The sequence below is a fragment of the Alteromonas sp. AWQ4_252 genome (assembly GCF_056158205.1).
In genome coordinates, this window is record NZ_JBSWSV010000001.1 from 745,067 (window position 1) to 771,790 (window position 26,724).

Annotated in this window: 24 protein-coding genes; 13 read left to right on the forward strand and 11 right to left on the reverse strand. The window is 45.5% G+C overall.

What is annotated here, in order from left to right; translation table 11 throughout:
• Positions 1-118 precede the first annotated feature (118 nt).
• From ACXACM_RS03285 to ACXACM_RS03295, 3 genes are all read left to right on the forward strand, one after another.
• Positions 119-1,738, forward strand: coding sequence for a methyl-accepting chemotaxis protein (locus ACXACM_RS03285; protein ID WP_474819773.1), 1,620 nt, complete (start codon positions 119-121; stop codon positions 1,736-1,738).
• 112 nt (positions 1,739-1,850) lie between these two features.
• Positions 1,851-2,978: a hypothetical protein gene (locus ACXACM_RS03290; RefSeq protein WP_474819774.1), complete on the forward strand. Its 1,128-nt coding sequence runs from the start codon at positions 1,851-1,853 to the stop codon at positions 2,976-2,978.
• A 9-nt stretch (positions 2,979-2,987) separates the two neighbouring features.
• Complete coding sequence (locus tag ACXACM_RS03295) at positions 2,988-3,386, forward strand: phosphate ABC transporter substrate-binding protein (RefSeq protein ID WP_474819775.1); 399 nt, start codon at positions 2,988-2,990, stop codon at positions 3,384-3,386.
• A 51-nt stretch (positions 3,387-3,437) separates the two neighbouring features.
• Here ACXACM_RS03295 and ACXACM_RS03300 read toward each other — a convergent pair whose 3' ends face one another.
• Positions 3,438-4,094, reverse strand: a complete 657-nt coding sequence (locus ACXACM_RS03300) for an NAD(P)H-dependent oxidoreductase (RefSeq protein ID WP_474819776.1) — start codon at positions 4,092-4,094, stop codon at positions 3,438-3,440.
• A gap of 275 nt (positions 4,095-4,369) precedes the next feature.
• Here ACXACM_RS03300 and ACXACM_RS03305 point away from each other — a divergent pair, with 275 nt between their 5' ends.
• The 5 genes from ACXACM_RS03305 (at position 4,370) to ACXACM_RS03325 (ending at position 13,505) form a co-directional block, all read left to right on the forward strand.
• Entirely contained in the window at positions 4,370-5,932 is a 1,563-nt protein-coding gene (locus tag ACXACM_RS03305) for a sodium/sugar symporter (RefSeq protein ID WP_474819778.1), read from the forward strand.
• A 161-nt stretch (positions 5,933-6,093) separates the two neighbouring features.
• On the forward strand, positions 6,094-6,246 hold the full coding sequence (locus tag ACXACM_RS03310) for a hypothetical protein (RefSeq protein WP_474819780.1): 153 nt from the start codon (positions 6,094-6,096) through the stop codon (positions 6,244-6,246).
• Between the two features lie 269 nt (positions 6,247-6,515).
• Positions 6,516-7,523, forward strand: coding sequence for a LacI family DNA-binding transcriptional regulator (locus ACXACM_RS03315; protein WP_474819781.1), 1,008 nt, complete (start codon positions 6,516-6,518; stop codon positions 7,521-7,523).
• A gap of 257 nt (positions 7,524-7,780) precedes the next feature.
• On the forward strand, positions 7,781-10,723 hold the full coding sequence (locus ACXACM_RS03320) for a TonB-dependent receptor (RefSeq protein ID WP_474819782.1): 2,943 nt from the start codon (positions 7,781-7,783) through the stop codon (positions 10,721-10,723).
• Positions 10,724-10,760: 37 nt separating this feature from the next.
• A complete protein-coding gene (locus ACXACM_RS03325; RefSeq protein WP_474819784.1) occupies positions 10,761-13,505 on the forward strand; it encodes a discoidin domain-containing protein in 2,745 nt (914 codons plus the stop codon).
• Between the two features lie 96 nt (positions 13,506-13,601).
• Here ACXACM_RS03325 and ACXACM_RS03330 read toward each other — a convergent pair whose 3' ends face one another.
• Positions 13,602-14,465 carry a YicC/YloC family endoribonuclease gene (locus ACXACM_RS03330; protein ID WP_474819785.1) on the reverse strand — a complete coding sequence of 288 codons (864 nt, stop codon included), beginning with the start codon at positions 14,463-14,465 and terminating at the stop codon, positions 13,602-13,604.
• Between the two features lie 255 nt (positions 14,466-14,720).
• Here ACXACM_RS03330 and ACXACM_RS03335 point away from each other — a divergent pair, with 255 nt between their 5' ends.
• From ACXACM_RS03335 to tusA, 4 genes are all read left to right on the forward strand, one after another.
• Positions 14,721-16,661, forward strand: coding sequence for an alpha/beta hydrolase family protein (locus ACXACM_RS03335; RefSeq protein ID WP_474819786.1), 1,941 nt, complete (start codon positions 14,721-14,723; stop codon positions 16,659-16,661).
• A gap of 141 nt (positions 16,662-16,802) precedes the next feature.
• Positions 16,803-17,516: a ribonuclease PH gene (rph, locus tag ACXACM_RS03340; protein ID WP_474819788.1), complete on the forward strand. Its 714-nt coding sequence runs from the start codon at positions 16,803-16,805 to the stop codon at positions 17,514-17,516.
• A gap of 9 nt (positions 17,517-17,525) precedes the next feature.
• Positions 17,526-18,167 carry an orotate phosphoribosyltransferase gene (pyrE, locus tag ACXACM_RS03345; protein WP_474819789.1) on the forward strand — a complete coding sequence of 214 codons (642 nt, stop codon included), beginning with the start codon at positions 17,526-17,528 and terminating at the stop codon, positions 18,165-18,167.
• On the forward strand, positions 18,157-18,417 hold the full coding sequence (tusA, locus tag ACXACM_RS03350; RefSeq protein WP_474819790.1) for a sulfurtransferase TusA: 261 nt from the start codon (positions 18,157-18,159) through the stop codon (positions 18,415-18,417). Before pyrE ends, tusA begins: the two co-directional genes overlap by 11 nt.
• Positions 18,418-18,420: 3 nt before the next feature.
• On the opposite strand, the gene ACXACM_RS03355 is transcribed toward tusA, so the two are convergent.
• From ACXACM_RS03355 to ACXACM_RS03375, 5 genes are all read right to left on the reverse strand, one after another.
• On the reverse strand, positions 18,421-18,591 hold the full coding sequence (locus tag ACXACM_RS03355; RefSeq protein ID WP_474819792.1) for a hypothetical protein: 171 nt from the start codon (positions 18,589-18,591) through the stop codon (positions 18,421-18,423).
• Positions 18,591-19,049: a hypothetical protein gene (locus ACXACM_RS03360; RefSeq protein ID WP_474819793.1), complete on the reverse strand. Its 459-nt coding sequence runs from the start codon at positions 19,047-19,049 to the stop codon at positions 18,591-18,593. The genes ACXACM_RS03355 and ACXACM_RS03360 overlap by 1 nt, the downstream gene beginning before the upstream one ends.
• Before the next feature lie 77 nt (positions 19,050-19,126).
• Positions 19,127-19,711 carry a YqaA family protein gene (locus tag ACXACM_RS03365; protein ID WP_474819794.1) on the reverse strand — a complete coding sequence of 195 codons (585 nt, stop codon included), beginning with the start codon at positions 19,709-19,711 and terminating at the stop codon, positions 19,127-19,129.
• A gap of 196 nt (positions 19,712-19,907) precedes the next feature.
• Positions 19,908-20,462: a DUF1285 domain-containing protein gene (locus tag ACXACM_RS03370; RefSeq protein WP_474819796.1), complete on the reverse strand. Its 555-nt coding sequence runs from the start codon at positions 20,460-20,462 to the stop codon at positions 19,908-19,910.
• Positions 20,452-21,294: a DUF3014 domain-containing protein gene (locus tag ACXACM_RS03375; RefSeq protein WP_474819797.1), complete on the reverse strand. Its 843-nt coding sequence runs from the start codon at positions 21,292-21,294 to the stop codon at positions 20,452-20,454. Before ACXACM_RS03375 ends, ACXACM_RS03370 begins: the two co-directional genes overlap by 11 nt.
• 279 nt (positions 21,295-21,573) lie before the next feature.
• On the opposite strand from ACXACM_RS03375, the gene ACXACM_RS03380 reads away from it, so the two are divergent.
• Positions 21,574-21,882, forward strand: a complete 309-nt coding sequence (locus ACXACM_RS03380; protein WP_474819798.1) for a DUF6482 family protein — start codon at positions 21,574-21,576, stop codon at positions 21,880-21,882.
• On the opposite strand, the gene ACXACM_RS03385 is transcribed toward ACXACM_RS03380, so the two are convergent.
• From ACXACM_RS03385 to ACXACM_RS03400, 4 genes are all read right to left on the reverse strand, one after another.
• Positions 21,879-23,189 (reverse strand): ABC1 kinase family protein, encoded by a 1,311-nt coding sequence (locus ACXACM_RS03385; protein ID WP_474819800.1) that lies wholly within the window; start codon positions 23,187-23,189, stop codon positions 21,879-21,881. The two genes, ACXACM_RS03380 and ACXACM_RS03385, sit on opposite strands and share 4 nt — an antisense overlap.
• A 17-nt stretch (positions 23,190-23,206) precedes the next feature.
• On the reverse strand, positions 23,207-23,485 hold the full coding sequence (locus ACXACM_RS03390; protein WP_474819801.1) for a hypothetical protein: 279 nt from the start codon (positions 23,483-23,485) through the stop codon (positions 23,207-23,209).
• Positions 23,486-23,560: 75 nt separating this feature from the next.
• Positions 23,561-24,085 carry a DUF6702 family protein gene (locus ACXACM_RS03395; RefSeq protein ID WP_474819802.1) on the reverse strand — a complete coding sequence of 175 codons (525 nt, stop codon included), beginning with the start codon at positions 24,083-24,085 and terminating at the stop codon, positions 23,561-23,563.
• The gene (locus ACXACM_RS03400) at positions 24,075-26,534 is read right to left on the reverse strand and encodes a M1 family metallopeptidase (protein ID WP_474824199.1); all 2,460 of its coding nucleotides are present in this window, start codon (positions 26,532-26,534) and stop codon (positions 24,075-24,077) included. Before ACXACM_RS03400 ends, ACXACM_RS03395 begins: the two co-directional genes overlap by 11 nt.
• Positions 26,535-26,724: the final 190 nt, after the last annotated feature.

Here is a 26,724-nt window from a genome sequence, read left to right on the forward strand (position 1 = left end):
AGAGCTATATTTCTTATACAAAACAGTTCAAATTTGCTTTCTGAAAAGTGTGAACTACATTCTTAAATATTTGTTAGAAATCGTATATCAGACCAGTGCCAGGGTGGATAGAACAACAATGAATTTTTTATTACGCTTGTCAGTTGCACAAAAAATTTATCTCATACCAATTATTGGTGCTGTGAGTTTTGTTGCGTTTGTTATCATTAATGGCATTGTTTCCACGCAAAATGCTCAAAAGCTCCAGGCAGCTGAGCATATTGATTTTCCGGCCCTTCAGCTCAGCACTTCTGCGTCCACAAATATGGAAAAAGTACGCGATGCACTTGCTTCTGCTGTTACGACAGGTGATGCAGATGCAATTACGCTGGCCACAATGTTTGCTGGAAAAGTTCGTGATGAGTTATCAGACATCAGTCAAATTGATCCGAGCTTGAGTAGTTCAGTCAAACAAATTCTCGATGATTTCAACAGCTATTTTTCTCAGGCTGAAGCACTGACCTCCGCCATGTTGGCAGACACTGTGGACTACAATACGCTGGGTGACCAGTTAGAGGAAATGAATCAAAAATACGAACGAAGTATTAGCTCATTAAATGCGTTCAAAAGTGAAAGACAAGCCACTTTTGAGAGGGCATTTGCTGAATATAATTCTGCTCAAGACTTCTTGTTTTGGTTAGGAATTATCATGGGCGTAATTACTACGGTCATTTTATTTGCCACTGCGTGGCCAATTATCAATGAGATAAGAGGTAATTTGTTGCGGGTGGTTGGTTCACTGAAAGACTTGGCTGAGGAAGACGGTGATTTAACTATTCGTCTTGAAGCGAAATCTCAGGATGAAGTTGGTGAACTGGTAAAATACTTCAATCGTTTTATGGAAAAACTGCAGACTATAGTGAAAGACATTGTCAATACGTCGTTACCATTGGCTGACTTAGCACAAAACCTAAGCCAGTTAACAGATGCCACGAACCAAACTATTGAAGTGCAACAAGGCGCGGCCACAAAAGCTAAAAGTGCTGTGGATAATATGAATCACTCTGTGGGCGCAGTTGCATCAAGTGCCGCAGAAGCAGCGACAGCAGCCGATGAAGCGTCTTCGGCGTCTACTAACGGACAGCAGGTAGTTAATAGCACCGTTTCCAGTATCCAGTCGCTGGCTAAAAATGTGAGTGAAACCGCCGAAGTAATTCGTCAGCTAGAAAATGACTCTAATCAGGTTGGCGTTGTTTTGGATGTCATTAAAGGCATTGCAGAGCAAACAAACTTGCTAGCGTTAAATGCGGCTATCGAGGCTGCCCGGGCAGGAGAGCAAGGTCGAGGTTTTGCTGTTGTTGCAGACGAGGTTCGCACCCTGGCTTCTAAAACCCAGCAATCTACAGAAGAAATTCAATCAACAATAGAACAACTTCAAAATGCAGCACGGTCAGCGGTTAATGTGATGGCATCAGGCACATCTCAAGCTGACGCCAGTGTTGAAGAAGCAACCAAAGCAGGCGAAAGCCTGACTGTCATTACAGATACCATTAGTCGCATTAGTGCAATGAATGGGCAAATTGCTAGCTCGACAGATGAGCAACAGGCAGTGGCTACTGAAATTGTGGGCTATGTTGACGAAATTTACGCGCGAACTGATGAAACGTCGAAGAACTCTGTTCGCTTGGCTTCTGCAAGTAATGAACTGGCAGGCCTGGCGAGTACCCTCGAGTCGATAGCGCGTCAATTTAAAGTCTAATTTAATAACAACAGTAGCTCTAGCTACGAAAATTTTTGAAATCACGAAGGATGGAGCGTGTGACGAGTCTTGCTCGCCTTCGATTTGAACAACCTTGACCAGAGAAATTACTATGAAAAATCTCATTATCCCAGCTTCCTTGCTAATGGCGGCTGCCCCTTTTAGCAGTTTTGCCGATGTTAACCTGAGCGGTTTTGGTAGTGTTGTAGGTGGGCTTTCTACAGAAAGTGATGCTGTTGTGCGTGGCTATGAAGACAGTGTAGAAATTAAACAGGACTCCTTTTTTGCAATTCAAGCATATTCTGATTTGAGTGACGAGCTAAGTGCCACGGTTCAAATACGTGCTCGTGGCGAAGATGAGTGGGAACCTGAATTTACCTGGGCATATTTGTCTTATGAAGTTGACCCGAGTTGGCGAATACAGGTGGGAAGACAGCGCATTCCTATTTACCTGTATTCTGATTATCTTGACGTGTCTTACGCATATCACTGGATTGCGCCTCCTACTGAGGTATATAAAGCAGCGTTCGATTCTATCGACGGTATCTCTACGATTCACGATTTCTCGGTAGGCGATGCGATGGTGAACCTGCGCGCTTACTATGGTCAGGAAGATTATACAAACGTTGACGGCGACGAGCTTGAGATAGATGATTTGTTTAGTGTTGTCGCTAGCGTTAATTATGGCTGGTGGACGTTCCGCAGTAGCTATATTCAGTTCAATATGACAGGGAATATTGGTTTGGATGCACTTGTTGGTGCTTGGCAACAAACACCGTATGCAAGTGTTGGCAACAATCTGGCTATTGATGACGATCGTTTGTCTGGTATAGAGGTCGGTGTAATTTACGACAACCAGGATTGGTTATTCCTCGCCGAGTACATTCCCTCTTCGTTAGACAACTCCGTTATCGGTGATTACGAACCCTGGATGGTATCTGTGGGGAAGCGTTTTAACAATGGCAAATATATGCTTCACGCAACTGTAGGTGAGGATGTTGCAGATTCAGCAGCTTCTGTGGCGGGCGTGCCAGTTGGTGTTGACCCAACACTGGATGCACTAATAGCAACTAGCGAGGAAGTAATCAATCGGAATACATACGAAAACATGTTCTATACAATAGGTTTACGTTGGGATTTCCACAGTTCTGCTGCTTTCAAGGCTGAGTATACCCACACAGATCTCACAGAAGGCGGCGACGCTGGTTTGTTCCAGGTTGCACTGGTTACTGTATTTTAAGGAGCTGCTATGAACTACGTTAAAAATACAATAAAAGCTGCGGTGTTCGGTTTGTTATTAAGCGGTCAGGCGTTTGCCGATGTGGCTGTGGTAGTAAATCCTGGCTATGCAGGCAGTGCTGATAAAGCTCAGGTATCACAAATTTTCTTGGGTAAAGATAAATCCCTGACCCCCTTTATGCAAAAAGGAGCAGTGGCTGAAGAGTTTATCGATAAAGTCTTATCCCGGAACGCTGGCCAATTCAAAGCTTACTGGGCCAAATTGTCATTCACTGGCGGTGGCAGACCGCCTAAAGAGTTAGGTAGTGATGCTGAGGTCCTCAGTCAGGTATCTTCTGATGCTGGTGCTATAGGATTTGTAGACGCTGGTGCGGTAAATGATTCGGTAAAAGTACTGTTCACTATGTAAGTAAAGACAATGCAGATAAAGCGCCACATAATATAAGTGGCGCTTTTTGTTTTATAACGTCTGAATAATTTTGTCCTGAGGTAATCTGGCTTTCGGTAAACCGTAGTTCCAGTCTTCTCCGTCTTTGTGATAACCCATAGCTAACGCCACTTCGCACACGTGACCATCTAGTTCTTTTTCAAATATATCGCCAAGTAGTTCTGAATCAACGCCCTCCATAGGTGTTGATGCAATTCCTAAGCGGGCTAATGTGTGCAGCACGTTACCCAACGCAAGATAAACCTGTGCTTTCGTCCAGTGGCCGTTATAGCCACTTTCGTCAGTATTGGCTTCGGCAAATGCATAAGCACCCATAAAGTTTTCGTACATATCAGCCGGAAGGTGGCCTGAGGCAACTTCAGCATCTACTCGTTGGCGAAACTTATCCTTTGTAAAGAATGGGTCGTAAGCGAATAGAATAATATGTGACGCTTCTTTAGCATGAGGCTGATTGAACTGATGCTTGTTAGCGAAAGAATCAGAAAAACGCTGCTTTGCCTCATCGCTCTCGATGATAATGAATTTCCAGGGCTGGGAATTAATAGAGGAAGCTGATAACCGCATGGCTTCCTTGATTACTTCCAGATCAGTGCTGGAAATACGCTTTGAGGCGTCGTACTTTTTCGCAGTATAACGCTTGTTGAGATCAGTAATAATTTGCTGTGACATAGTAGGCTCCAATAACGTTGTACACGATGGAAGCTAGTATATTGAAATTTAAATTATTGATAATTAGGCATACTAGATAAACAGTTTTTTCTTTTTGTTGAAAATTAAGTAAGTGTTAATATCGAATAGAAATTAATGAGAACAAATATTTATTATTTTTAGGGTGCAATTTGACAGTTGTGGGAATTAAATGGTGTTCAACTTAGCATCGCCTCATAGCGTTTGTTAATGCCGTACTGTATAAGCGGCAATAAAATTATAAAAAGGTAAGAAAAATGAAACTGGAACAGCTCGACATCACTGTGTTTATTGCCTACGTCATAGGCTTGTTGTGTATTGCACTGTGGATTTCAAGGAACGATCACAAGGGCGATCGCAATACAGAAGATTATTTTCTGGCCAGCAAAGCATTACCTTGGTGGGCTATAGGCGCGTCGCTGATTGCGTCTAATATATCCGCTGAACAGATTATAGGTATGTCGGGCTCTGGATATGCAATTGGTTTGGCCATTGCTTCTTATGAATGGATGGCGGCGATAACACTTATTTTAGTGGGTAAATACCTACTTCCCATCTTCTTAAAAAACAACATTTTTACCATGCCTCAATACCTGGAGCAACGCTTCGACAGCCGCGTGAAAACGACGTTGGCATTGTTTTGGTTGGCCGTTTTTATTTTCGTTAACCTTACCTCGGTACTGTGGTTAGGTGGCTTAGCCATTCAAACCGTGGCCGGTGTAGATTGGTTATTTGGCATGATTTTCCTTGCCGTTTTATCGGTTGCCTACTCGTTATACGGTGGCTTAAAGGCTGTCGCTTACACCGATATTATACAAGTAGTGCTACTGGTCTTTGGTGGGCTTTTCCTCAGTTATTTGGCACTGGACACCATCTCCAACGGAGACGGCATCTTGGCGGGGTTCGCGACTCTGACTGAAAAAGCGCCCGGTCATTTTGATATGATTTTATCTAGCGATAACCCTAATTACATGAGCCTACCTGGTATATCTGTACTCATTGGTGGCTTATGGGTGATGAATATCGGTTACTGGGGTTTTAATCAGTATATTATTCAGCGAGCTCTGGCAGCAAAAAGTATTCAAGAAGCTCAAAAAGGCATCGCCTTTGCTGCTTATTTGAAATTGCTTATGCCTATCATTGTCGTGTTACCCGGGATAGCCGCGTTGATCTTGTACCCTGATTTGACTGCACCAGACCAGGCTTATCCGTCCATGATGGGCTTAATGCCAGTGGGAATTAAAGGTTTGGTGTTCGCCGCGTTAGTTGCTGCTATTGTTTCTTCGCTCGCGTCTATGACCAATAGTATTTCAACCATCTTTACTATGGATATTTATCGCACCATCGTGGCTGAAAAAAGCCAACGTCACTATGTTCATATAGGCAGAATAGCAACCTTGGTTGCACTTGGACTGGCATTATTCACGGCTGAACCTCTACTGGGCAAGTTCGATCAGGCATTCCAATACATTCAAGAATTCACAGGGTTATTCTCACCGGGTATTACCGCTATTTTCTTAATGGGAATGTTTTGGAAACGCACCACATCTGCTGGCGCATTGGCGGCGGCAGTAGGCTCGGCGGTGTTTTCACTTGCCTTTATGTTCTTATGGCCTTCTTTACCGTTTATGGATCGAATAGGTATAGTATTTTTACTTTGCATAGGCTTGGCTATATTGGTTTCGCTTAAGGGACAAAAGCCGCAAACTGATTGTTCTGTAGATTTATCACAGGTGAGCTTTGAAACACAAAGAAGCTTTAATGTTGCGGCCCTGGGCGTTACTGTGATCCTCATTGCTCTTTATACTACTTGGTGGTAACGCCACCATGCTCTGCCTCTAACGGATACTTACGCTTTATCATGTGTTAGATGCACAAAAACGCCGTTTCATGGCGTTTTTTTATGCTATTTGTTGATGATCGAATTGTAGCCTTACAAAAAAATAAGAGAAATTGGACAGACTGAGAATACCGTATTCCTATGGTTATGACCTGGCCGGGCATCAAAGCGGGAACAGGTAATTACTATGTAGCACAAGTTACTGATATTTTTCCTGCTGTGCTGGATTTTGCCGGAGCAAATAGAGATTTGGGTCTAGACCGAAAGAGTATGTTGCCGGCTGTGTTGTCATAAACGCCATTCCATATCATTAGTATATTAATTACAGATGGTGGTGTAATCGATTACATCTTAGTTCGTAGGCTCTAACATAAATATTGTAAAAAAGTTGCTAGTTCATTGTTCGTTTTGCCTCATTAGCGCACAATAAATAGAAAAATGCATCTTAATGTAAACGTTTACTTTAGCTAAGTTGCTATTTTAACGCTAATCCCGCTATTATAGTTTCTGGATACGGCTATATTCATGCCAAAGCCTTGTATAGTGGATGGACAAAACGTTCAATGACAAATATTAAAAAAGTAAGTGAGCTTGCTGGGGTTTCTACCGCCACGGTTTCACGCACCCTCAAAACGCCTTCACTGGTCAATGTGAAAACCCGTGAAAAAGTAATGGCTGCCGTCAAACAAGCGGGTTATCGGCCTAATTGGTTGGCTAGCAGCGTAAAAAGCGGTAAATCTAATACGCTGGTTGTACTGGTACCTAATCTTATCAACCCATTTTTCATGCGTATCATTGAAGGCATTGAAAATGCCGCACAGGAGCGTGGGTACACAGTGCTATTAGGTGATACTCAAGGTAACCAGGAGCGGGAAAACGAATACGCCAGCATGGTTTTGTCTAACCGGGCTGATGGCTTAATTCAATTAGATCACTCGTTTCCATTTTCTGACGCCGACGCAGAACTAGCAGAAAAAGTACCCATGGTGAGTGTGTGTGAGCGAATTGCCAACAAACCTTACCCCTACATTGAGCTTGATAATTACGCTGCAGGGCGCGCTGTAATGAATCATTTAATCAGCTATGGACATGAAAAGTTTGGTTTCATAGCTGGACAGCGTTCCTCTCAAATTTTTCAAGACAGGCTTGCAGGCATGAAAAGCGTAATGAAGGAAGAAGGTATTCCATTTGATGATTCATACCTAGTGGGTAGCAGTTACGAACTTGATACTGGTGTAGCGGGCATTACCGAACTACTTGACAGAGCAGAGCGTCCCTCTGCCATTTGTTGTTTTAACGATGACATTGCCATGGGAGCCTTATTTGAATTAACACGCAGGGGACTATCTGTACCAAACGACATGTCTATTACTGGATTTGATAATGTTCGGGTTTCTGGCTACGTTAACCCACCCTTAACAACCGTTGATCAGCCTGCATTTGATATGGGGAAGCGTGCTGTCGACGTGTTAATTAAAATGATTAAAAACGAACCTCTTACTAGGAAGAGAGAAATCCTACCTTTTCAATTGCTTGAGCGAGAAAGTTCTGGACCCGCAAGAACTGAATAGCGGGCATCTTCCCAGTCCGCATTGCCTCTCCGGTTAATATTTTGTAAATAATTTTTAGCTTTCGATGTTGACATCAATATCTGTCAGTCATAATATCAAACCAGTACTGTAATCGATTTCATAAGAGTTTTAGGGGTCGCTTTGCAATACCTTTTCGAACAAGTATGTATCTATTTGAAAAATTTATAAATAAAAATCAACTTTGATATTCCTGTATGTGATTGTGATTTCGATTACATGACTAACGGAGGCAACACATGACTACACACAGCAAAATGGGGCACACAGGTATGGTGACGAGGTTTCAGAAGTCACTGATGTGTTTATCAGTTCTTTCCGCTCTGGGCAGCGTTCATGCCCAGGCGCAATCAGACCAGCAAACCGCACAGGCGGAAGAATCATTAGAAGTGATTGAAATAAAGGGGATTCGCTCTAGTATGGCGGAAAACCTGGCAACCAAGCGGATGTCACAGGCGGTTGTTGATGCCATTACTGCTGAGGACATTGGTAAGTTCCCAGATAAGAACGTCGCCGACTCTTTGCAACGTGTACCAGGTGTTGTTATTGCTCGTGACGGTGGCGAGGGTGCCCGGGTAAGTATCCGAGGCCTGAGCTCAGATCTTACCTTCACACAGTTGAACGGGAACTTTATCGCCTCGTCGCCTGGTGAACCATCTCGTTCCTTTGATTACACCTTGTTGCCTTCCGCAATGATTAAGAAAGTTGAAGTATTCAAATCTTCAGAAGCGCGTTTAGACGAAGGCGGTGTGGGTGGCTCTGTTCTGCTACACACTCGCAAGCCTTTTGAGATGGAAGCCAATTCTGGTGTGCTAAATCTTGAAGCTACCTATGCAGACGTTACTGAAGACTATGAGCCGCAAGGTACAGCGTTGTATTCTTGGAAAAATGAAGACGAGACCCTCGGCTTTTTGGTTGGCTACACGAAGCAAGACAGAACTAACCGAACCTTGTCAGGTGGTACTGATGCCAACATATGGCGCTGGACTGGCGAAGCTGGCAGTGCAGTAGATGCAAATGGTAATCCCATTGATAACAACAATCCTTGGGCGGCACTGAACGATGCCAACGGTAATACATACAGCGATGTGTATTTTCCTCAGGTGGCAAGAACCTCCATTATCGAAGAAGACCGTCAGCGGCAAGGTATTCAGCTAACTGGTCAATGGCGGCCTACCGACCGAATTGAAGTTACTGCAAACTACTTCGGTTTTGAACTTGGACAAGACAGAACATTGTCTGTTGTTGATATTCCTGAATGGTCATTGAGTCCTAACTTTCTAAGTAATGTGTCCCTTGATGATGCCGGGCTAAACGTCATTGGCGTTGACTATGTTGTCGGTGCTGGTGGCGTTGAGAAGGATATGCAGTTCCCTTGGATTAGAGGTACCTATACCCGGGAAGAATCAACATCCGATACCTTTGACTTTAGCGTTTCATATGATGGTGACAACTTCACAGCCACAGTAACCTTTGGTCAGACGGAAGCTGAAGGTGGCCCTACTGAAAATTGGGAAGCGGCGTACAAGAGCTCAAACTGGGGACAGGGCGATGATTTCATTGAAAATGCTGCACAATACGCTGGCTGGTCAATGGGCTCTGACAGACTAAGCATGTATATGGATCCGAACACGCTAAACGCACTGCTTTCCGGAGTAGGTGGCGCGGCAGACCCGGGTTCTTCAGGTTCAAGCTTTGTAAACAGTGAACTGGAAGAGAAATATGCGCAAATTGATCTGGATATCTTTGTAGATTGGGGCATGTTCCACACCATTAAAACCGGTATGAAATATCGCAAAGGTGAGCTACACAGGGAAACGGGCAACAACTTTTTCCTCGACCCAGACTTTGACATTGCTGCAGCAGAAGCCACAGAAGACGGTATTGATGTCTTTGACAGTTACCAGTGGAATGGAGGTATGCCAGCGGCGGCTGATGTCCTCAATGCAACGGGGGACGACAATATCACCGGTGGCTTTGATATTAATCTGATGCCAACCATAAACTGGGACAAATACCGCGACATCATCACGTCCAACTACGTGCCCTACACGCGTATTGAAGATCAGTTTGTATACGATATTGAAGAGGAAATTCAAGCGGCCTACGTACAAGGTGAATTCCAGTATTCTGATTTTCGCGGTAACGTTGGGGTTCGCGTAGTACGCACCACTACCACTGCAGCATCAACCGATTTATATACCTATTTCCTTGACAATGTTAACGATGAAACAGGCGAGCCCGTTACCGGTGATGATAGATTTGTTGAGGCGTTTGAACTCATTGAATCTGAAAATACCTACACTGAAGTACTACCCAGCCTGAACATTGTTTGGGATGCCGGCGAAAACTTAGTGGTGAGGGCTGCTGCAGCTCGCGTGATGTCTCGTCCTGGCTATAGCGAATTAGGCTCGCAGGAGCGTATTTCTTTTGTGTCCGATGAATGGGCGTCTGACCGCGCAGAATTCAATGAGCTACCGGGCTTTAGAGGCAGCGGTGGAAACAAGAATCTTGAACCGTATCTTTCCGACCAATTCGATTTGTCTCTAGAGTACTACTACGGTGAGGGTTCTGCAGTAGGTACCGCGGTGTTCTATAAGAAAGTAGATAACTTCATAGTTCCACTCGTTATAGACAGAACCACAGATTTCGCCGGATTAGGTGACATTGTGCCTGCCGGTGAAATTACCATTTCACCCTACTCTACTTCGGGTAATGGCTCTGATGCCAAATCTAAAGGTATGGAAGTATTTGTGCAGCATGCCTTTGAGAATGGCTTTGGTTTGTATGCAAACTACACCCGCAATATTACAAATAAAGCGGACATAACGGTGGATGGCGTTCTGGAAGGGCAGTCACCATTAGTGGGCAGTGCTAAGTATCAGTATAACTTATCAGCCTACTACGAAACTGATGACTACAGCTTGCGAGCTTCATGGAACAAACGTGGTGATACGGTACTGGGTTTAAACAGTGGTTTCAATGTGTATCAAGACCCCTATGACCAAATCGATTTAAACGCGTCCTATTCGATAAATGAAGACATTGTGGTGAACGCGTCTGTGGTTAACGTGACCGGAGAAGAAGCGACATCACGGGTGGGTGACGACGTGTCGTCACGTATATACAACACCAGTTACTCAGGTAAGCGTTATTACGTAGGTGTTACCTACAACTTCTAATGCCGAATCTCAGAGAATAAAACGAATAGGAACGATTATGAACAATATCAAAAAAACAAAAGTGTCTCTGTGTGTAGCAGCTGTACTGGGTTTATTATCAGGTTGTGGCGGCGGTAGCAATGAACCTGATCCACAAGACGCGCCACAGCCGCCATCAACGCAAGCTGAGCTATCTGGCAGTGTTATCAAAGGTACCATGATTGGCGCTAACCTTACTGCAACAGCACTGGTTGGTGGAGAAGCCAGCTCAAGTGGTGCTGAAACAGACAGTAACGGCACTGCATTTTTTACCGTCAATTCCAAGCCTGGATTTGCTTTTAAAGGGTTGTATCGCATAGACGCAACCGCAGACAGCGACACGACAATGATTTGTGATGCCAGCGCATGTGGTGCAGTTGGCTTAGGTGAAACGGTAGACGCGACACAGCTCGGTGGCGTGACGCTGTCTACGTTAAGCTGGGTGGAATCACCGCTGGGTAGCCAGGCCGATGGTACTGCTGAAGCTGAATTCCAGGCAAATACGTTAACTACTTTTGCCACGGCACTTATTGAACAAGCTATTGCAGAAGGGCGCAATATTTCTGCCCAAGCAACCTTGTTACCAGCGCAAAACGAATACAGCGTATTGTTAATGCGAATTTTGGGTGTGGATACCTCAAATGTAGACGTGTTCTCTATGCCTTTGGTTAGTGTTGATTCAGTGGACAGTGTGTCTGCCCTAACTGGCAACACACTCAACGCATCATTAATTAACGCGGCATTTGCAGCTACGTCGGAAGGTGTGACAACGGCTGCTCATATCAACGCAGTAAGCACCCTTGTACAGTCGGCTGCTGCCGGTGATGAAGAGGCAATTACGCAAATTCGTACACAGTTACTGGACGCACTCACTGCGCACCCTGTGGTTAATGAGTTGGCAATCGACCCAACAACAATAGTGGATCTGACCTTGCCAGTAGTGGTGGAATCACAATCATCCGGACCGGTTGTCGAATACACTACTGCCGCAAACATCGCTACCGCTACCATTGATTGGCGTGCACAAATCAGTGATGGTGAATCTGGTGATAAGGTGTTTGACAATGACAACAACACCAAGTGGCTCGACAATGCGGCAATCCCATCTGCTGAAGAGCCGTCTTGGATTAGTATAGCCTTTGAGCAAGCCGTTCCGGTCAATACTCTTTCTATCACCAGTGCTAATGATGCACCAGATCGCGACCCTGAAAATGTATCTCTTGAAGCGTCAGCAGATGGTGAGCAATGGGTGACAATTGGCGAATGGGCCGGTTTGTCTTTTGACGAGCGCTTTCAAACACTGGACCTCACGGCGAGCAACAGCCTGGCTTATTCTTACTATCGTATGAATATCACCAAAAACAAAGGTGATACCAGCCTGATGCAAATTGCTGAGGTGGAGCTTAGCGGACCACTTGAGGCAGCGGTTGTGCATTCAGATAGTGCAACTGAAATTACAGCCCGTGGCTTCATCAGCGATGGTGAAGCACCGGAAATGGCCTTTGATGGCAACAGCGAAACCAAGTGGCTGGATGATACTGGTGTACCGTCTGAAACTGATCCTTCCTGGGTAGACCTCGCATTTGCAACGCCAGTTAATGTCAATACGCTGGTGATGGTTAGTGCTAATGACGCGCCATCACGGGATCCAGAGAATTTTGCAGTGCTTGGCTCAAACGACGATGGCGCGACCTGGACAACACTGGCCAGCTGGGTGGGCGAAACCTTCGACGAACGTTTTGAACGCAAGTCGTTTAGCTTCCAGAATGCGAAATCATTCAGCCTTTATCGCATTAATATTAGCAAAAATGCAGGGGATGATAGCCTGATGCAGGTTGCTGAACTTTCACTTATTGGCCCCACCAGCGCGCCGGAAAATTTCGGTGCTGCAAGTGGCGTTGTTGTTGAAGCCCGCGGTGCAATTAGTGAGGCAGAAGCTGGCGCAATGGCCTTTGATGGTGACGCAAATACCAAGTGGCTTGACAACACAGGTATTCCGACTGACGAAGACCCTAGTTTTGCAACGGTGACTCTACCTGAAGCCAAAGCGGTGACTACATTTACCATTACCAGCGCCAATGACGCACCAAGTCGCGACCCTGAAAACGTAACATTGCTGGCTTCCGATGACGGTGAGAATTGGTTTGTACTGGGTGAATGGGCAGGCCTGAGCTTCGATGAGCGTTTCGAAACTCAGACCTTTGCACTATCTAATATGCGAGCCTTTGGCCTGTACGAGGTACAAATTAGTAAAAACAAAGGCGATGATTCTTTAATGCAGGTTGCCGAATTTGGTCTGTACGGAACTGACTATGCGGCGGTAGATCACAGTGACAACACCGCTAAAGTTGTAACAGCGCGAGCGGCAATCAGTGATGCAGAAGCTGGCGAAATGGTGTTTGATAACAGTACTGCCACCAAGTGGTTAGACAACGCTGGTATTCCAACCGCTGAAGACCCATCCTGGGTAGAAATAGAACTTCCGGAGCCTGTGGTTGTGAACCAGTTTGCAATGACCAGCGCCAACGATGCACCTTCACGGGATCCTGAGAACTTTGTATTACTCGGTTCTAATGACGGTGAAAACTGGCAGGAACTGGGTGTCTGGGCTGGTGAGAGCTTTGATGACCGCTTTGAGCGCAAAGTATTCTCTACTACAAACGGCAGGGCATTTAGTCACTATCGCATCAACATTACCAAAAACAAAGGTGATGACAGCCTGATGCAAGTAGCTGAATTTGAATTGTTAGGACCCCAGCTGTAAAGCTTGATGACAGAGTTACAAAGGCTACCTATGTGGGTAGCCTTTTTTTGGTTGTATCGCAGTGTGATTGAAAGACCAGAGGCTTTTTTACCTTATTTATTCAATATTCTGGATCTGCTCTCGCATTTGCTCAATCAATACCTTAAGCTCTACAGCCGATTGGGTGATCTCCGAGTTAATTGACTTTGACCCCAACGTGTTAGATTCGCGGTTAAATTCCTGCATCATAAAATCTAGTCTACGGCCACATGCCCCACCCTTTTTAAGGATATTACGGGTTTCCTTTACGTGGGCGTTGAGTCTGTCGAGCTCTTCGGCTACATCAATTTTTTGCGCAAGCATTACCATTTCCTGCTCGAGGCGGGTTGGGTCAAGCTCTATCTTTGCTTCTTCAAATCGAGCAAGTACTTTGTCGCGCTGCCAGTCTACTATCGCTGGCATTTTCTCGGCTACTGTAGCGGCCTCCGCTTCAATGCCGTCCAGTCGCTGTTCAATCATAGATTTAAGCGCACTGCCTTCTGTTGCCCTGGCGTCAATGAACTGCGACAAGGTATCGTCGAACGCAGCAAGGACGTCTGCTTGAATGGCGTCCATATCAGCTTCTTCTGCTGCAATAACACCAGGCCAGCGCAGCACGTCGAGGGGATTCACTCCCGTTGACTGTCCGTGTGATTGTACCCAGTCAGCGGCGTGTAACACTTCTTTTGCCAACGCTTCATTTAAGTTAAGTTTAGTAACGGCGGCGTCATTGGCGGTAAAACGCAAAGCACATTCTACCTTGCCCCGCTGTAGTCGTTTTTTGAAGCGCTCTCTTAACATGGGTTCAAGCGCGCGGAATTGCTCAGGCAAGCGAAAATACGTTTCTAGGAATCGCTGGTTTACCGAGCGGATTTCCCATACTGCCGAGCCCCAGTCTTTTTTCGTTTCACTACGGGCGAACGCCGTCATACTATAAATCATACACATCCTCCTAACGGATTTACGCCTAGTTTACGCAGATAACCGCCGGTTGTCAGCGTTAACCTGCATGGGAAGAAGAGGAGATAAGCGGGCTTTATTGAAAGCCACAGAGAAAATCTGGCATTAGAGCCTGGACAGCTAAATTTAATGGTCTATACATTGATCATGTGATGTTACGCGTTTATGCTTTCTGAACAATTAATTTGTAGTTCAGCACACTGAGAGGTGCTGAAGAAGTATATCAAGGACGTGTGTATGTTAATCCGCTCGCTAGTCACACTTGTGACGCTGTTAAGCTTTTCATTTTTTGTCCAGGCAGATTTTTCCGTTCAGGACATTGCCAAAGCCAGTACCTATCAGCAAGTTAAGCTGTCGCCCGATGGTTCTAAGATGGCCGTAGCTGTTATTCACAATGGGGCTCGCAACCTCATGGTATTCAATATGTCTGACTTTTCTTCAGTGGGAGGCTTTGGTCTCGGTTCACGTGGTGAGGTCGGTGATTTTTATTGGGGTAATAACGAACGGATTGTGTTAGAAATTTGGCGTCGTGCGCCCTGGCAGGCAGAACCTTCGTTTTACGGTGAATTATATGCGGTGAACTACGACGGCTCTCGTGGTGAGTTAATATACGGTTTCTCGGTAGCTGAACGCTCAGACACAAAAATTCAACGTAAAAAACAAACCGAAGGTTGGGCGCGCATCATCAGTACCTTGCCCGGTAACGACAGGGAAATCCTTATTTCCTCTGAGCCTCATTCCCAGGGAGGAGAGCGTTTCGCATCTGTGCATAAGCTTGATATCTACTCAGGCTCATTGCGGGCGCAAATCACCAAAGCACCAGCCCAGCGGGCATCTTTCTTCACTGATAAAGCCGGAAACCTAATTATGTCTACTGGTACTAACGCCAATGATGACGAATTGGTGTTTCGCCGGCAAGACGATGAGTGGGTGGAAGTGTCTGATGAGTTTGGCGAAGGCTTCTGGCCTGTGGCATTAACAGACGATGCGAGCTCAGCTATTTATCTGGATAACTACGGGCAGGACAAAATTGGTTTGTTCAGCATGGATCTCAAAACCGGTAAACGAAAAGAAATTTACACCGATGAAGTGGTTTCCCTACAGCAGGTTAATGTAACCACAGATAAAACCTCGGCCTACGCCATAAGAGTGGATGACGGACGTCCTGCGTATTTAGTGTTCGACAGTGCCGGTGAAGAAGCAAAGATCTTTAAGAGCTTGTTAGGTACGCTACCGGGTTATAGCGTCCATATTGCCAGCCGTTCTGAAGATGGAAGTCTTTGGGTTATCTACGCAACGAACGATATCGATGCCGGTACGTTTTATCTGTATGACAAAAAGAAGAACAAGATCAGCCAGTTGTTTGCCAATATGGATCATATCTCGATCGATGATTTCTCTGAGTCTACGCCATTTAGCTTTACCGCATCGGACGATAAAACGATTCACGGCTTTGTGACTTATCCGGTAAGTATGAAAGAAGGAGAAAAAGTACCTTTGGTGACTTTGGTTCACGGCGGCCCACATGGTGTTAGAGATTACTGGGCATTCGATCGTGAAGTACAACTATTAGCCAACCAAGGGTACGCAGTGTTACAGGTTAACTTCCGGGGCTCAGGTGGTTATGGCGGCGAATACCAGGAGTCGGGTTACAAGCACTGGGGAGATAGAATTCAGCAAGACATTATTGAAGGTACACGAGTTGTTGTTGAACAGGGGAAGGTTGATGAAAACAACGTGTGCATTATGGGGGCCAGCTTTGGTGGTTATGCCTCGGTGATGTCTGCCACCATGGCGCCTGATTTGTTTAAGTGTGCCGTTGCTACTGCTGGCGTTTACGACTTAAACCTAATGCTTACTACCGGAGACATAACTGAATTTCTTACTGGTGATGCTTACCTGGAAAAAGTGCTTGGTACTGATCACGCTCAACTTGCTGCATTCTCTCCTGTTAACCATGTTCAAAAATTGTCTGGGCCTGTGTTAATTGCTCACGGGTCCCGAGACCGCAGGGTGCCTGTTGAACACGCTGAAGAATTAAGAGATGCTCTTAAAGCGGCGGGAAAACCGTATCAGTGGTTTGTTGAAGACACAGAAACCCACGGTTTCTACGATGAAGATAATAGAGCGAGATATTACCAGACAGTGGTGAATTTCTTGCGAAGTAACTTAAACTAGTTCGTCAAACGCCGCTTTTGCGGCGTTTTTTCTTTAAGTGTGTAATATCACCGCTCACTAACATTCAATTTCTCTTCCTGTTTGCGTTATAATCGCCGCTGTTTAATTGATGCAGTTATTTTACCCTTTCAGGAGACTCCTATGCGTCCAAGCGGCAGAACCGCCAGTCAAATTCGCCCTGTTACTATTACCCGCAACTATACATGCCACGCAGAAGGTTCGGTATTAGTAGAATTTGGGAATACCAAAGTGCTGTGCAACGCAACAGTAGAAGAAGGTGTACCCCGTTTTATGAAAGGGCAAGGAAAAGGGTGGATTACTGCTGAGTACAGCATGTTACCCCGGGCAACTCATACACGAAGTGCACGGGAAGCCGCACGAGGTAAGCAAGGTGGGCGCACACTTGAGATCCAACGTCTTATCGCCCGCTCTTTGCGCGCAGCTGTTGATCTAAAACTGCTTGGTGAGAACACCATTACATTGGATTGTGACGTTATACAGGCCGACGGTGGTACTCGTACCGCATCTATTACCGGTGCATGTGTGGCCCTGGTCGATGCCCTTACTCACATGAGAAGTAAAGGTATTATCAAAACCAATCCGTTGAAGTTTATGGTTGCAGCACTGTCTGTCGGTATTCACGAAGGCACACCTATTGCCGATCTGGAATACACGGAAGATTCAACAGCAGAAACAGACATGAACGTGGTAATGACAGAGACAGGCCAGCTCATCGAAGTTCAGGGTACCGCAGAAGGCGACCCGTTCACCTTTGAAGAGATGAATGAAATGCTGGACATTGCAAAGCATGGTCTGCGTGAGTTGTTTGATATTCAAAAAGCGGCGTTGGCGTAAGAGGCCCTTATGAAACCATTTAAGCGAGAATTTATTGAATTCGCCATAGCCAGGGGTGTACTTCGCTTTGGTGAGTTCACATTGAAAAGCGGGCGAACCAGCCCGTACTTCTTTAATGCTGGTTTATTTAACCGCGGTGGCGATCTGGCAAAATTAGGCCGGTACTACGCTGCTGCATTGGCTGATGCTGCAATTGAGTTTGACGTGCTATTTGGTCCAGCTTACAAAGGGATCCCCATTGCAACAACAACAGCAGTGGCCCTTGCCGATCATCATGACATGGATATGCCTTATTGTTTTAATCGCAAAGAAGCTAAAGATCACGGTGAAGGCGGGAATCTTGTTGGCAGCCCACTGAACGGGCGGATCATGCTGGTGGATGATGTGATTACAGCAGGTACCGCTATTCGCGAGTCAATGGCATTAATAGAGCAAAATAATGCCATTCTTGCCGGTGTATTAATTGCGCTTGATCGTCAGGAGCGGGGGAAAGGTGATTTATCAGCTATCCAGGAAGTTGAGCGAGACTTCAACACCCGTGTAGTAAGTATTGTTTCTCTCACTGATGTTATCGAGTACCTCGAAGAAAGTGGTACCCATGGTGAGCATATGGCAGATATCAAAGCTTATCGTGAGCAATATGGCATTTGACTCGCTAAATAAAGAAGGAACCGCTGATCATGAGCTCAATGCGCTTGGTTTGCGGTGTCCTGAGCCTGTGATGATGATAAGGTTGCAGGTGCGGAAAATGGCAGAAGGTGAAACCTTACTCGTTACCGCCGATGATCCTTCAACAGCCCGCGATATTCCTAGTTTCTGTCGGTTTATGGATCACACCCTCCTCGATGCACAAACCGGTGTTATGCCCTATCAGTACCTGATCAAAAAAGGGCGAAATTAGGCGCTAATTTCGCTCTGTTAGCGCCTGTATTAGCAGTCGCTGTAATCTGGCTTTATCTTTTACGTCAACACCGTGCATATCACTTAGATGCAGGACATTCTGTCTGAGCATTTGCTTTATTATTTGCTCGTCTAGCTGCACAGCAATTCTGTTTTTGCTAATTGAGCTATGCATTAGTGTAATTGCCGGTGGCGATAGATTTCGCGCTCATAGCAGGCTGCGGCATGAGCAAGTGTGTTGTCTATGGTGTGGATCAGCATAACAATATCGTAGTGACAAGCGAATAGCGGTGCTATACCCCGTAACTGTTGCTGTGCACCATTCAAATAGTTGGCCGCTTCTGCACACTCCGCATTGTTAGCAAGGTGGCTGGCCAGATGCATGGCAATATTACCAAAAATATTGAGATCTTGTTTTGTAACTATTTCAGATTGGTCGGGTTTTTGAAGCGACAAAACTACGGCATGGGCAATTTCAAAAGCTTGCTTGCTGGCTTCCAGTGCTTTTTGGTTTTGCCCTTCGTCAGCGTATTGCAGCGCTGCTTCAACTTGTTGAAGCCTATGCTGTCGTGCTTGTTCGGGGTGAAGCTGAAGCCATTTTCTGTAAACCGGACACAAATATTCTGTTTTCATCTCGGGCACCTCCTAACTATCAAAATAATGCAAATGATAATTATTATCAAATAAAATTGCTTTATTCGATTAACCTTTTAGAATTGGGCTGAGATAAACCATAGAAGCAAGATGATCAATGTGACTGTAATAATAGCCTTTCCTTTATAGCGCCTGATAATCGACTCTGCTCGATCACCTGCATAATAAACCGCAACAGCAAGACCAAAATAGCGTAGCGATCTGGCGATGACAGTGGCCAATAGAAAGAGTACAAGTGAATATTGAGTAGCACCTGCTGCTAACATGGCAATTTGAAATGGAATTGGTGCCACTCCCAAAGTCATAACAAACCAGAAACCCTGGCTTTCCATTTTGCTTTTCACGCTTTCAAACTGTTCTGGCGAAGAGAAGGTCTGAATAACCCAGTCGCCAATCATATCGAAAAGATAATAACCCAGTGCGTAACCGAAAACTGCGCCAAAAACACATCCCACCGTGGCCATAAGGGCAATTGTCCAAAGCTTTTCCCGACGAGCCTGCATTAACGGAATTAATACAGCTTCCAATGGTATGGGAACAATGGTGGATTCAAGAAAAGACGCCAGTGTGATGCCTTTTAACATATGTTTTGAATCCACCATTTTGCTGGTAGTGCGTTTGAGTTTTTTGGTTACGCCCATTGTAGTCCTGCTTGCTCTGCAACTTTTCCGTGGTGATCAAGAACGCCCATAAACCTATGACCTCACGCGATTTTGCAAATATTAAAAGTCATTGCGATCGTTATCTTTATACGTATTGGGGAAGGTAATTCGGATCAACGCTAGTTGTGTCTGGGCAACATTAATTTATTGATCAAGATTGCAGAAATAATATGTCTCAGGGTGCAATTTCCCCCAGTAGCACGGTGTAATCACCACTTTGCACTGTAAATCGAGTGGTTTCATTATTTGCTTTAGACTCTGAAGCTTCAGACAACAGCTGATAGTAAGTATTTTGGTGAAGGCGTCCCCATAGATTGCGCCTGATATTCACATAGGGAATCGCGCTCTCATCCGGTGCGGAAAACCTGAGTTCAACTGGGTGATCGTCACCCACGACAACGCTGTCACCCTGTTGAGTATTCAGCACAAGGTGGCTGTCTTCCCAATACCAGTTCACAACGACGAAAGGTACGTCTTCGACCTGAATGCCCACTTTTTCAACTGGCGTAACCAGAAAATAGGATTCACCTTCTTTTTTTAGTACAGAGGCGAAGAGATTAACCAGTGATTGGCGGCTTATGGGACTCTGGTTGTAATACCACTGTCCGCTACGGTCAATAACAATGTCGATGTCACCACAGAATGGTGGGTTCCAGCTCTCGACGGGGGGAAGTTCGCGTACTTTGTCAGCACGCGAACCTAGTTGTTGCTGTAAACGGCTAATATCCATTATCGACAAGCAGAGATTTCAGCTCTCTGAGCTTAGCTTTCACCCGTCGCATGTTATCCGGGCCTGTTCTTAACAACTGTTTCTGTGGAGCGCTCAGGTTTTCTAATTTTGGATCAGCGAACTTGTAAGCGACAGAGTCTGAATATACTTCCACAGGCACAGGTACTTCTGGAGTATCTAAAAGTTGATCGATGGCATCTACCATGACAGAGGAGAATGGTTGCCCTGGCTCACCTATTTCATCGTACTTGCTTTGAATTTCGTCTTTATATTTGTCAAATAATGATACCAAAGCTTCGTTGTCGAAGGATTCAAGCATGCTTACATAGGGTGTGTAGCGCTTGTAACTTGCAGCATCGATCCATTCTTTATCTGCCTGGCGATAAATGCGGAAACTTTGCTCAGGAGCAGTTAAAGGCACTTGTTGTGCCGGCGCCATCTCATCGTTAGCTACGTTTGTAACAGTTACCACGAAGCGCTGGATCAAGCCTTCATTAACAATAAGGCGGTTCACATCTTCTGACCCGGATATGTCAGACAGTGCTTTTTCGACTCCGGCATCTGAAACATCAAGAGGCTCAGGCTCTACCGGCTCAGGTAAGGGTTCAACTTCCTCTGTGGGCTCTATTTCAACAGGCTCTGGCGCTGGAGCAGGTATGAAAGTATCGGGTTCTTCCTCAATAGGCTGTACATCTACAGGCGGCGTTTCTTCAACAACGGGCGCTGGCGTTTCTTTCGACGGCCACAATATGACAGCAATAATAACCACCACAACAACCGCAATAATCAAAAAATGCGGGGCCAGTGTTTTTTTCTCTGAATTGTCACTCATTCTCTTTCCACCCTGTTTCAATCCTATTCGTCCACATACTAACAGAGATATGCGTTCTGTTTTGAGAGGTAATTGGAACAATTTGTTCCATTGACCCTTCAAATTCCTATTTTTTATAACATTTCTACTGACTACAACAGTTTATTGATCGCTTTTATAAGGGAATTATCAAAAGATAAAGCAAATTTATTACAAGAACTTAATGCCTGTTCGCTTTGCTTTCCTGGTCAAATCCTCTACAAATTAGTAAAAACCTTGAAGGTTGTTGAGGCTCATATTATGTACAAATTTCACTACAGCGACATTACCACAAGTCCAGTAAATATCGATTATCTGGAAGTACAATCTTACGAAATGAACGTTTACCTCGTGTTTCTTAGCGTTGGTGACCGTGCTGGTCTAGTCTACGATGGCAGCGATAAACCCATGCGGTTTTACAGTGTGGGTCATATACGAGAATCCTTCGCTCATTGTCAGGTGGAAAGGGCTGCGATGAAGCACGATACACCATACGATGAAATGATTGGAAACCCACCCAAAGCGTCGCAGTCCATGGCATTACCTTTTTCTATGACAATGCCATATTAGAGCCATGGTGATGCAATGTCTCTGAGATCTATCTCAGCGTCTAGTCGTTTCGCCAATAAGAATAGGCCTCCGAGTTTACGGTGGATAAATATGGCGTCGGCTGGCGGAACGTGCCAGAAGGCTTTGTCGTTTGTCAGCGACATACCCTGCTCGTGAAGTCGGGCAATGAGATCTGATTTGCCAAAGTGATAAGTAGGTTGATTAATAGCCTCGCAGGCCATCATACCAATGTCTGATACGATTTGCTGTTGCTGCAATGTGTGGTCACCTGACACCAGGCCTATTTCAAGTGCGGCTCTTCGCATAGCATCTCTATTTTCGGTGGCAGCCGCACGTAATAAATGGCGGTAACCTTGAGCGATTTCGTTAGGAATAGGTCGACTCGCACCAAAATCGAGCAGAATTATTTTTCCTGTCGCTTTGTGATAGCGATAATTCGCTAAGTTGGGGTCGCTTTGAATTAGTTGAAATTCAAATAGTTCCCGGAAAAACAGCCTCATTAACGCAGTCATCAAATGATTTCTTTCATTTTGAGATAAAAGCGTGACTACGTGAATATCGTCGCCTTGCTCAAACGACATGGCCAGCACTCTGTCACAACTTAATGGCTTGTGAAGCACTGGCACTATAAAATCTTTATCGTTCTCTAATTTGGTCGCAAAGGTTTGGAGCATAGATGCTTCACGTTGATAATCTGCTTCCTGATGAAGCTGGATTTTCGCCTCTTTAAGAAGCGGCGCGATATCCAACGATTTGGGCAGCAAACCAGTTAAGCCAATGAGTGAAGCCACATTGTCCACGTCGCTATCTATGCTGCTTCTGACACCGGGATACTGAACTTTTACAGCCAGTGTGGTGCCATCACGAGTTATGGCTTTGTGAACCTGGCCGATAGAGGCTGCGGCTACGGGGGAAAACGAGAAATAGGTTAGTTCGTCTTTCCAGTTTTCACCCCAGGAATCGTTAAGCACTTTGATAAGTTGAGTCTTTGGCATGGGCTCTGCGTCATCCCGCAGTCGGGCTAAAATATCTGTAAGCTCTTTTGGTAGAAAGTCGCCACCATCCATAGAGATTAGTTGCCCGAGTTTCATGGCAGCACCGCGCATTGAGGCCAGTTTATCAGTGACGCGTCCGATGTTTGTGGGTGTAAGTAAGAGATCGGTAAGAGCTGGACGTTGTCCTTTCAGGAACTGAGTCGCACCCTGGGAAACCACATTTCCCGCTATTCTTGTGGCCAGTGTGCCAAGACCAAATACCCTGGATAAGCGACCTGATGGAACGGCTTTACCCTTCTTTTTGTCGTACATGCGTTGCCCGGTTTGGGTTATACCGTAACGATTTGCGATATAAACTGGATGACTAATCCTAATACGCTGCCCACAGCAAAGCCGATCCATCCGTTTTTGTTCAAGTAGCGAAACAGCGCAGCACCAAACAAGCCACACCAAATCATCGCACTATAAACAGACAGCATGCTGTCACCCTGGCTGGCACCAGGAATAAATAACATTGCAATAAACAATAACGCCATCGCGCCCGACAGCAATACCCACATAATGTTTTTACGGTTGGAAAAGCTGTCTTGAGAAGTAGTTTGGGACATAGCACTCGCCTTCGCATAGTTTAGGTTTACTATGCGGTATTGCAGGCGAGTGGGTCAATGCGAGAGTCTAAGACTTTAGTGGTGGTGTCCTTTGAATTCCACGCTTAACAGTTCCACATTGTCGCGGAAAGTGAGGGTTTTGATGTCGCCCTGGCCTTCTACATTCAACGTGTTAATTTGTGCAGGCCACAAATCCCGAAGTGCATCGTGGCGTATTTTCAGTCCATCCAGAGCTGGTGGCTGAGCAGTTTCCTGATAAACCCAGAAAAATTTGCCTTCCACTTCATATCCCAGCGTGTTCAAAGGCAGCGCATTGTCATTGGCATCTAACAGGTCAAAACGAGCCGTCACATAGTTTGCGAAGGCTTGTTGTGTGTCTGTGTCGGTAAGAATGTCAGCGCTTTTATCAAACAGAGCTTTCACTGCGTGCTCAGCGTCGTGCAGGTTAAACCTGTGCATCACTTCAATGTTTTCCGTGCGAGGATTAAACAGCACCGTCGTAATGGCAGCTTTAATTTGATGAGCATGAACAATTTGAGATATCGAGAGCAGCAGGACCAGAAGGCCCCACTGTAAAACGCGAAAAGACTTATTCGTCATCTTCGCCCTCATCGTCATCAGTTTTCAGTTCTGTCTTGCTGTCTTGCATTAAGTCCATCGAAACACGGGAAGTGCTCTTCTTAGACTTATACGCTTCAATGCGCGATGGGATTATACGACGCGGATAGTAGTTGTTCTCAACATCAACATCGGCTGTTTCCCAGCGTGGGTCAACGCTCACACTTACCAGTTCTTTGTCTTTATCAGTGACAACCAGCTTTGATACTGCTTTAGGGGTACGACGCCAAATCTCTGCAGGAATGCGCATCATTTCTTTGGTGCCATCAGCAAATTCCATTTCCAGGATGATAGGCATTACCAGGCCACCCAGGTTTGAGAAGTCCATAACGTAGTAGTTTTTATCTTCACGAACCGCGCGTTCAAACGCAGTGCGCTCCCAAGGCTCTAACTTTTTCAGAAAATCGCGGTATTTGTTGCGATCTTTGTTGGTTGGCGTGTACTGGTCGTTTTCGTCGTAGTAATCACTGATGTCATCAAAGCGTTCAACCCACAGCTTTTTGCCTTCCTGTTCGTTGCGCTCAATGGTAAGAGAGATAGGCTTATCAAGCTCTGCCTCACGCTGACGAGCAAGATCAATGTCAGGATCTTTGGTGTCCAAACGCAACTTGTAAACGCGGTCGATGGAGATATCTACATGATCTGTAGAGTAGAACCAGCCACGCCAGAACCAGTCAAGGTCGACACCAGACGCTTCTTCCATGGTACGGAAGAAGTCAGCAGGCGTGGGGCGTTTGAACATCCAGCGCTGAGCATATTCTTTAAACGCAAAGTCGAACAGTTCGCGGCCAAGAATGGTTTCCCGCAAAATGTTCAGCGCTGCAGCAGGCTTGGTGTAAGCATTCGGGCCTAAATGTAGTACAGAATCAGACTGGGTCATAATTGGCACTTGTGATGACGATTTCATGTAGCCGGTCACGTCTCGTGGTTCTACACCCCAAGGAATGTTTGGATCCCATTCCCGTCCGGCAACACCGTCTAAGAAGCTGTTCAGGCCTTCGTCCATCCAGGTCCACTGACGCTCGTCTGAGTTCACGATCATGGGGAAGTAGTTATGCCCAATTTCATGGATAACCACACCAATCAAGAATCGTTTTTCGGCCAATGAATAAGTTCGCGTGCCATCGTCCTGTAAATCAGTACGTGGCCCGTTAAACGTGATCATAGGATATTCCATTCCGCCAACAGGGCCATTCACTGATTGCGCAGTTGGGTAGGGATATTCAAAGGTAAAACGGTTGTATACATCTAGTGTATGGATTACCGATTCAGTGGAGTATTTCTTCCATAAGTCGCCACCTTCTTTCGGATAGAAAGACATGGCCATTACGTGTTTTACGTCACCTTTTTGCTCATAACCACGTGCATCCCACATGAATTTTCTTGAGGATGCCCAGGCAAAATCACGCACGTTTTCAGCTTTGAAGTGCCAGGTTTTAGTTTTCGACGTGCCTTCTTTTTCGTTCTCAAGGGCTTCATCAGCAGTAACAATGAATACCGGGCGATCAGCATCTTTCGCTTTTTCCAAACGGTTACGCTGTTCACGGGTAAGAACGTCTTTAGGATTTTGTAGCACACCGGTAGATGACACTATGTGGTCAGCCGGAACCGTCATTTTGACGTCGTAGTTACCAAACTCCAGGGTAAACTCACCACGTCCGATAAACTCTTTGTTAGTCCAGGCTTCGTAATCAGTGTATGCAGCTAAGCGAGGGAACCATTGCGCCAACAGGAAAATATCGTTGCCGCCTTCGCGCTCGTCATCGGGAAAGTGCTCGTAACCTGAGCGCGCAGATACCGCGTCTTCTTCCACAATGTTGAAACCAAAATCAATAGAAAATTCTGTACTGGCCTTAGGCTTAAGCGGAGTTGCCAGATCAACGCGCATCAATGTGCCTACAATGACATAGTGAAGTGCACGGCCTCGAGCGTCTTTTACTGAAGAAATTTGATAGCCAAGCTCGTTATCTTCAACAAACTGCTGGCGGCGTAGCGCGCCCATACTGAGTTTTGCCGGGCTGCTACCGTTGGCCGATTGTGTCGCTGGACCCCTGTTTCCAATACCACCAAAGGTGGTAGTAAGCGCTGACATCGAATCATTGCGGAATTTATTTTGATCTAACTGAACCCACAGATATTTGAGTGTATCTGGTGAATTGTTGTGATAGGTAATCGTTTCACTGGCATCGATACGACGTTTCTCTTCGTCGAGACTCGCTTCAATGGAGTAGTCAACTTTTTGTTGCCAGTATTGGTGACCGGGTTCGCCCGCTGCATTGCGGTACACATTGGGTGTGGGTAAGGCTTCGTCGAGTTGTCTGAACTTGTCTTCGAAGTCACCTTTTGTTTGTTTTATTGCAGCTTGTGTTACTGGAGCCTGAACTAACAGCGTTAGTGCAGAAACCAGCCAAAGCAAATGCTTGTTCCCCATATTTATTATTTCCTTTTGATATTCTCTCTGCCGTAATTGTAATAATATAACGGGCATGCCCATGGCTGCCAGTTTTTTAACCATAGATATTTCTAGCTCACCGCAAATCATAACTGAACGGGAGAATCTCGCCTAATTCAGCGCGTGCGCTTATGGAAAGTATTTTTCGGTGCGTAAAAAAGCATTTTTA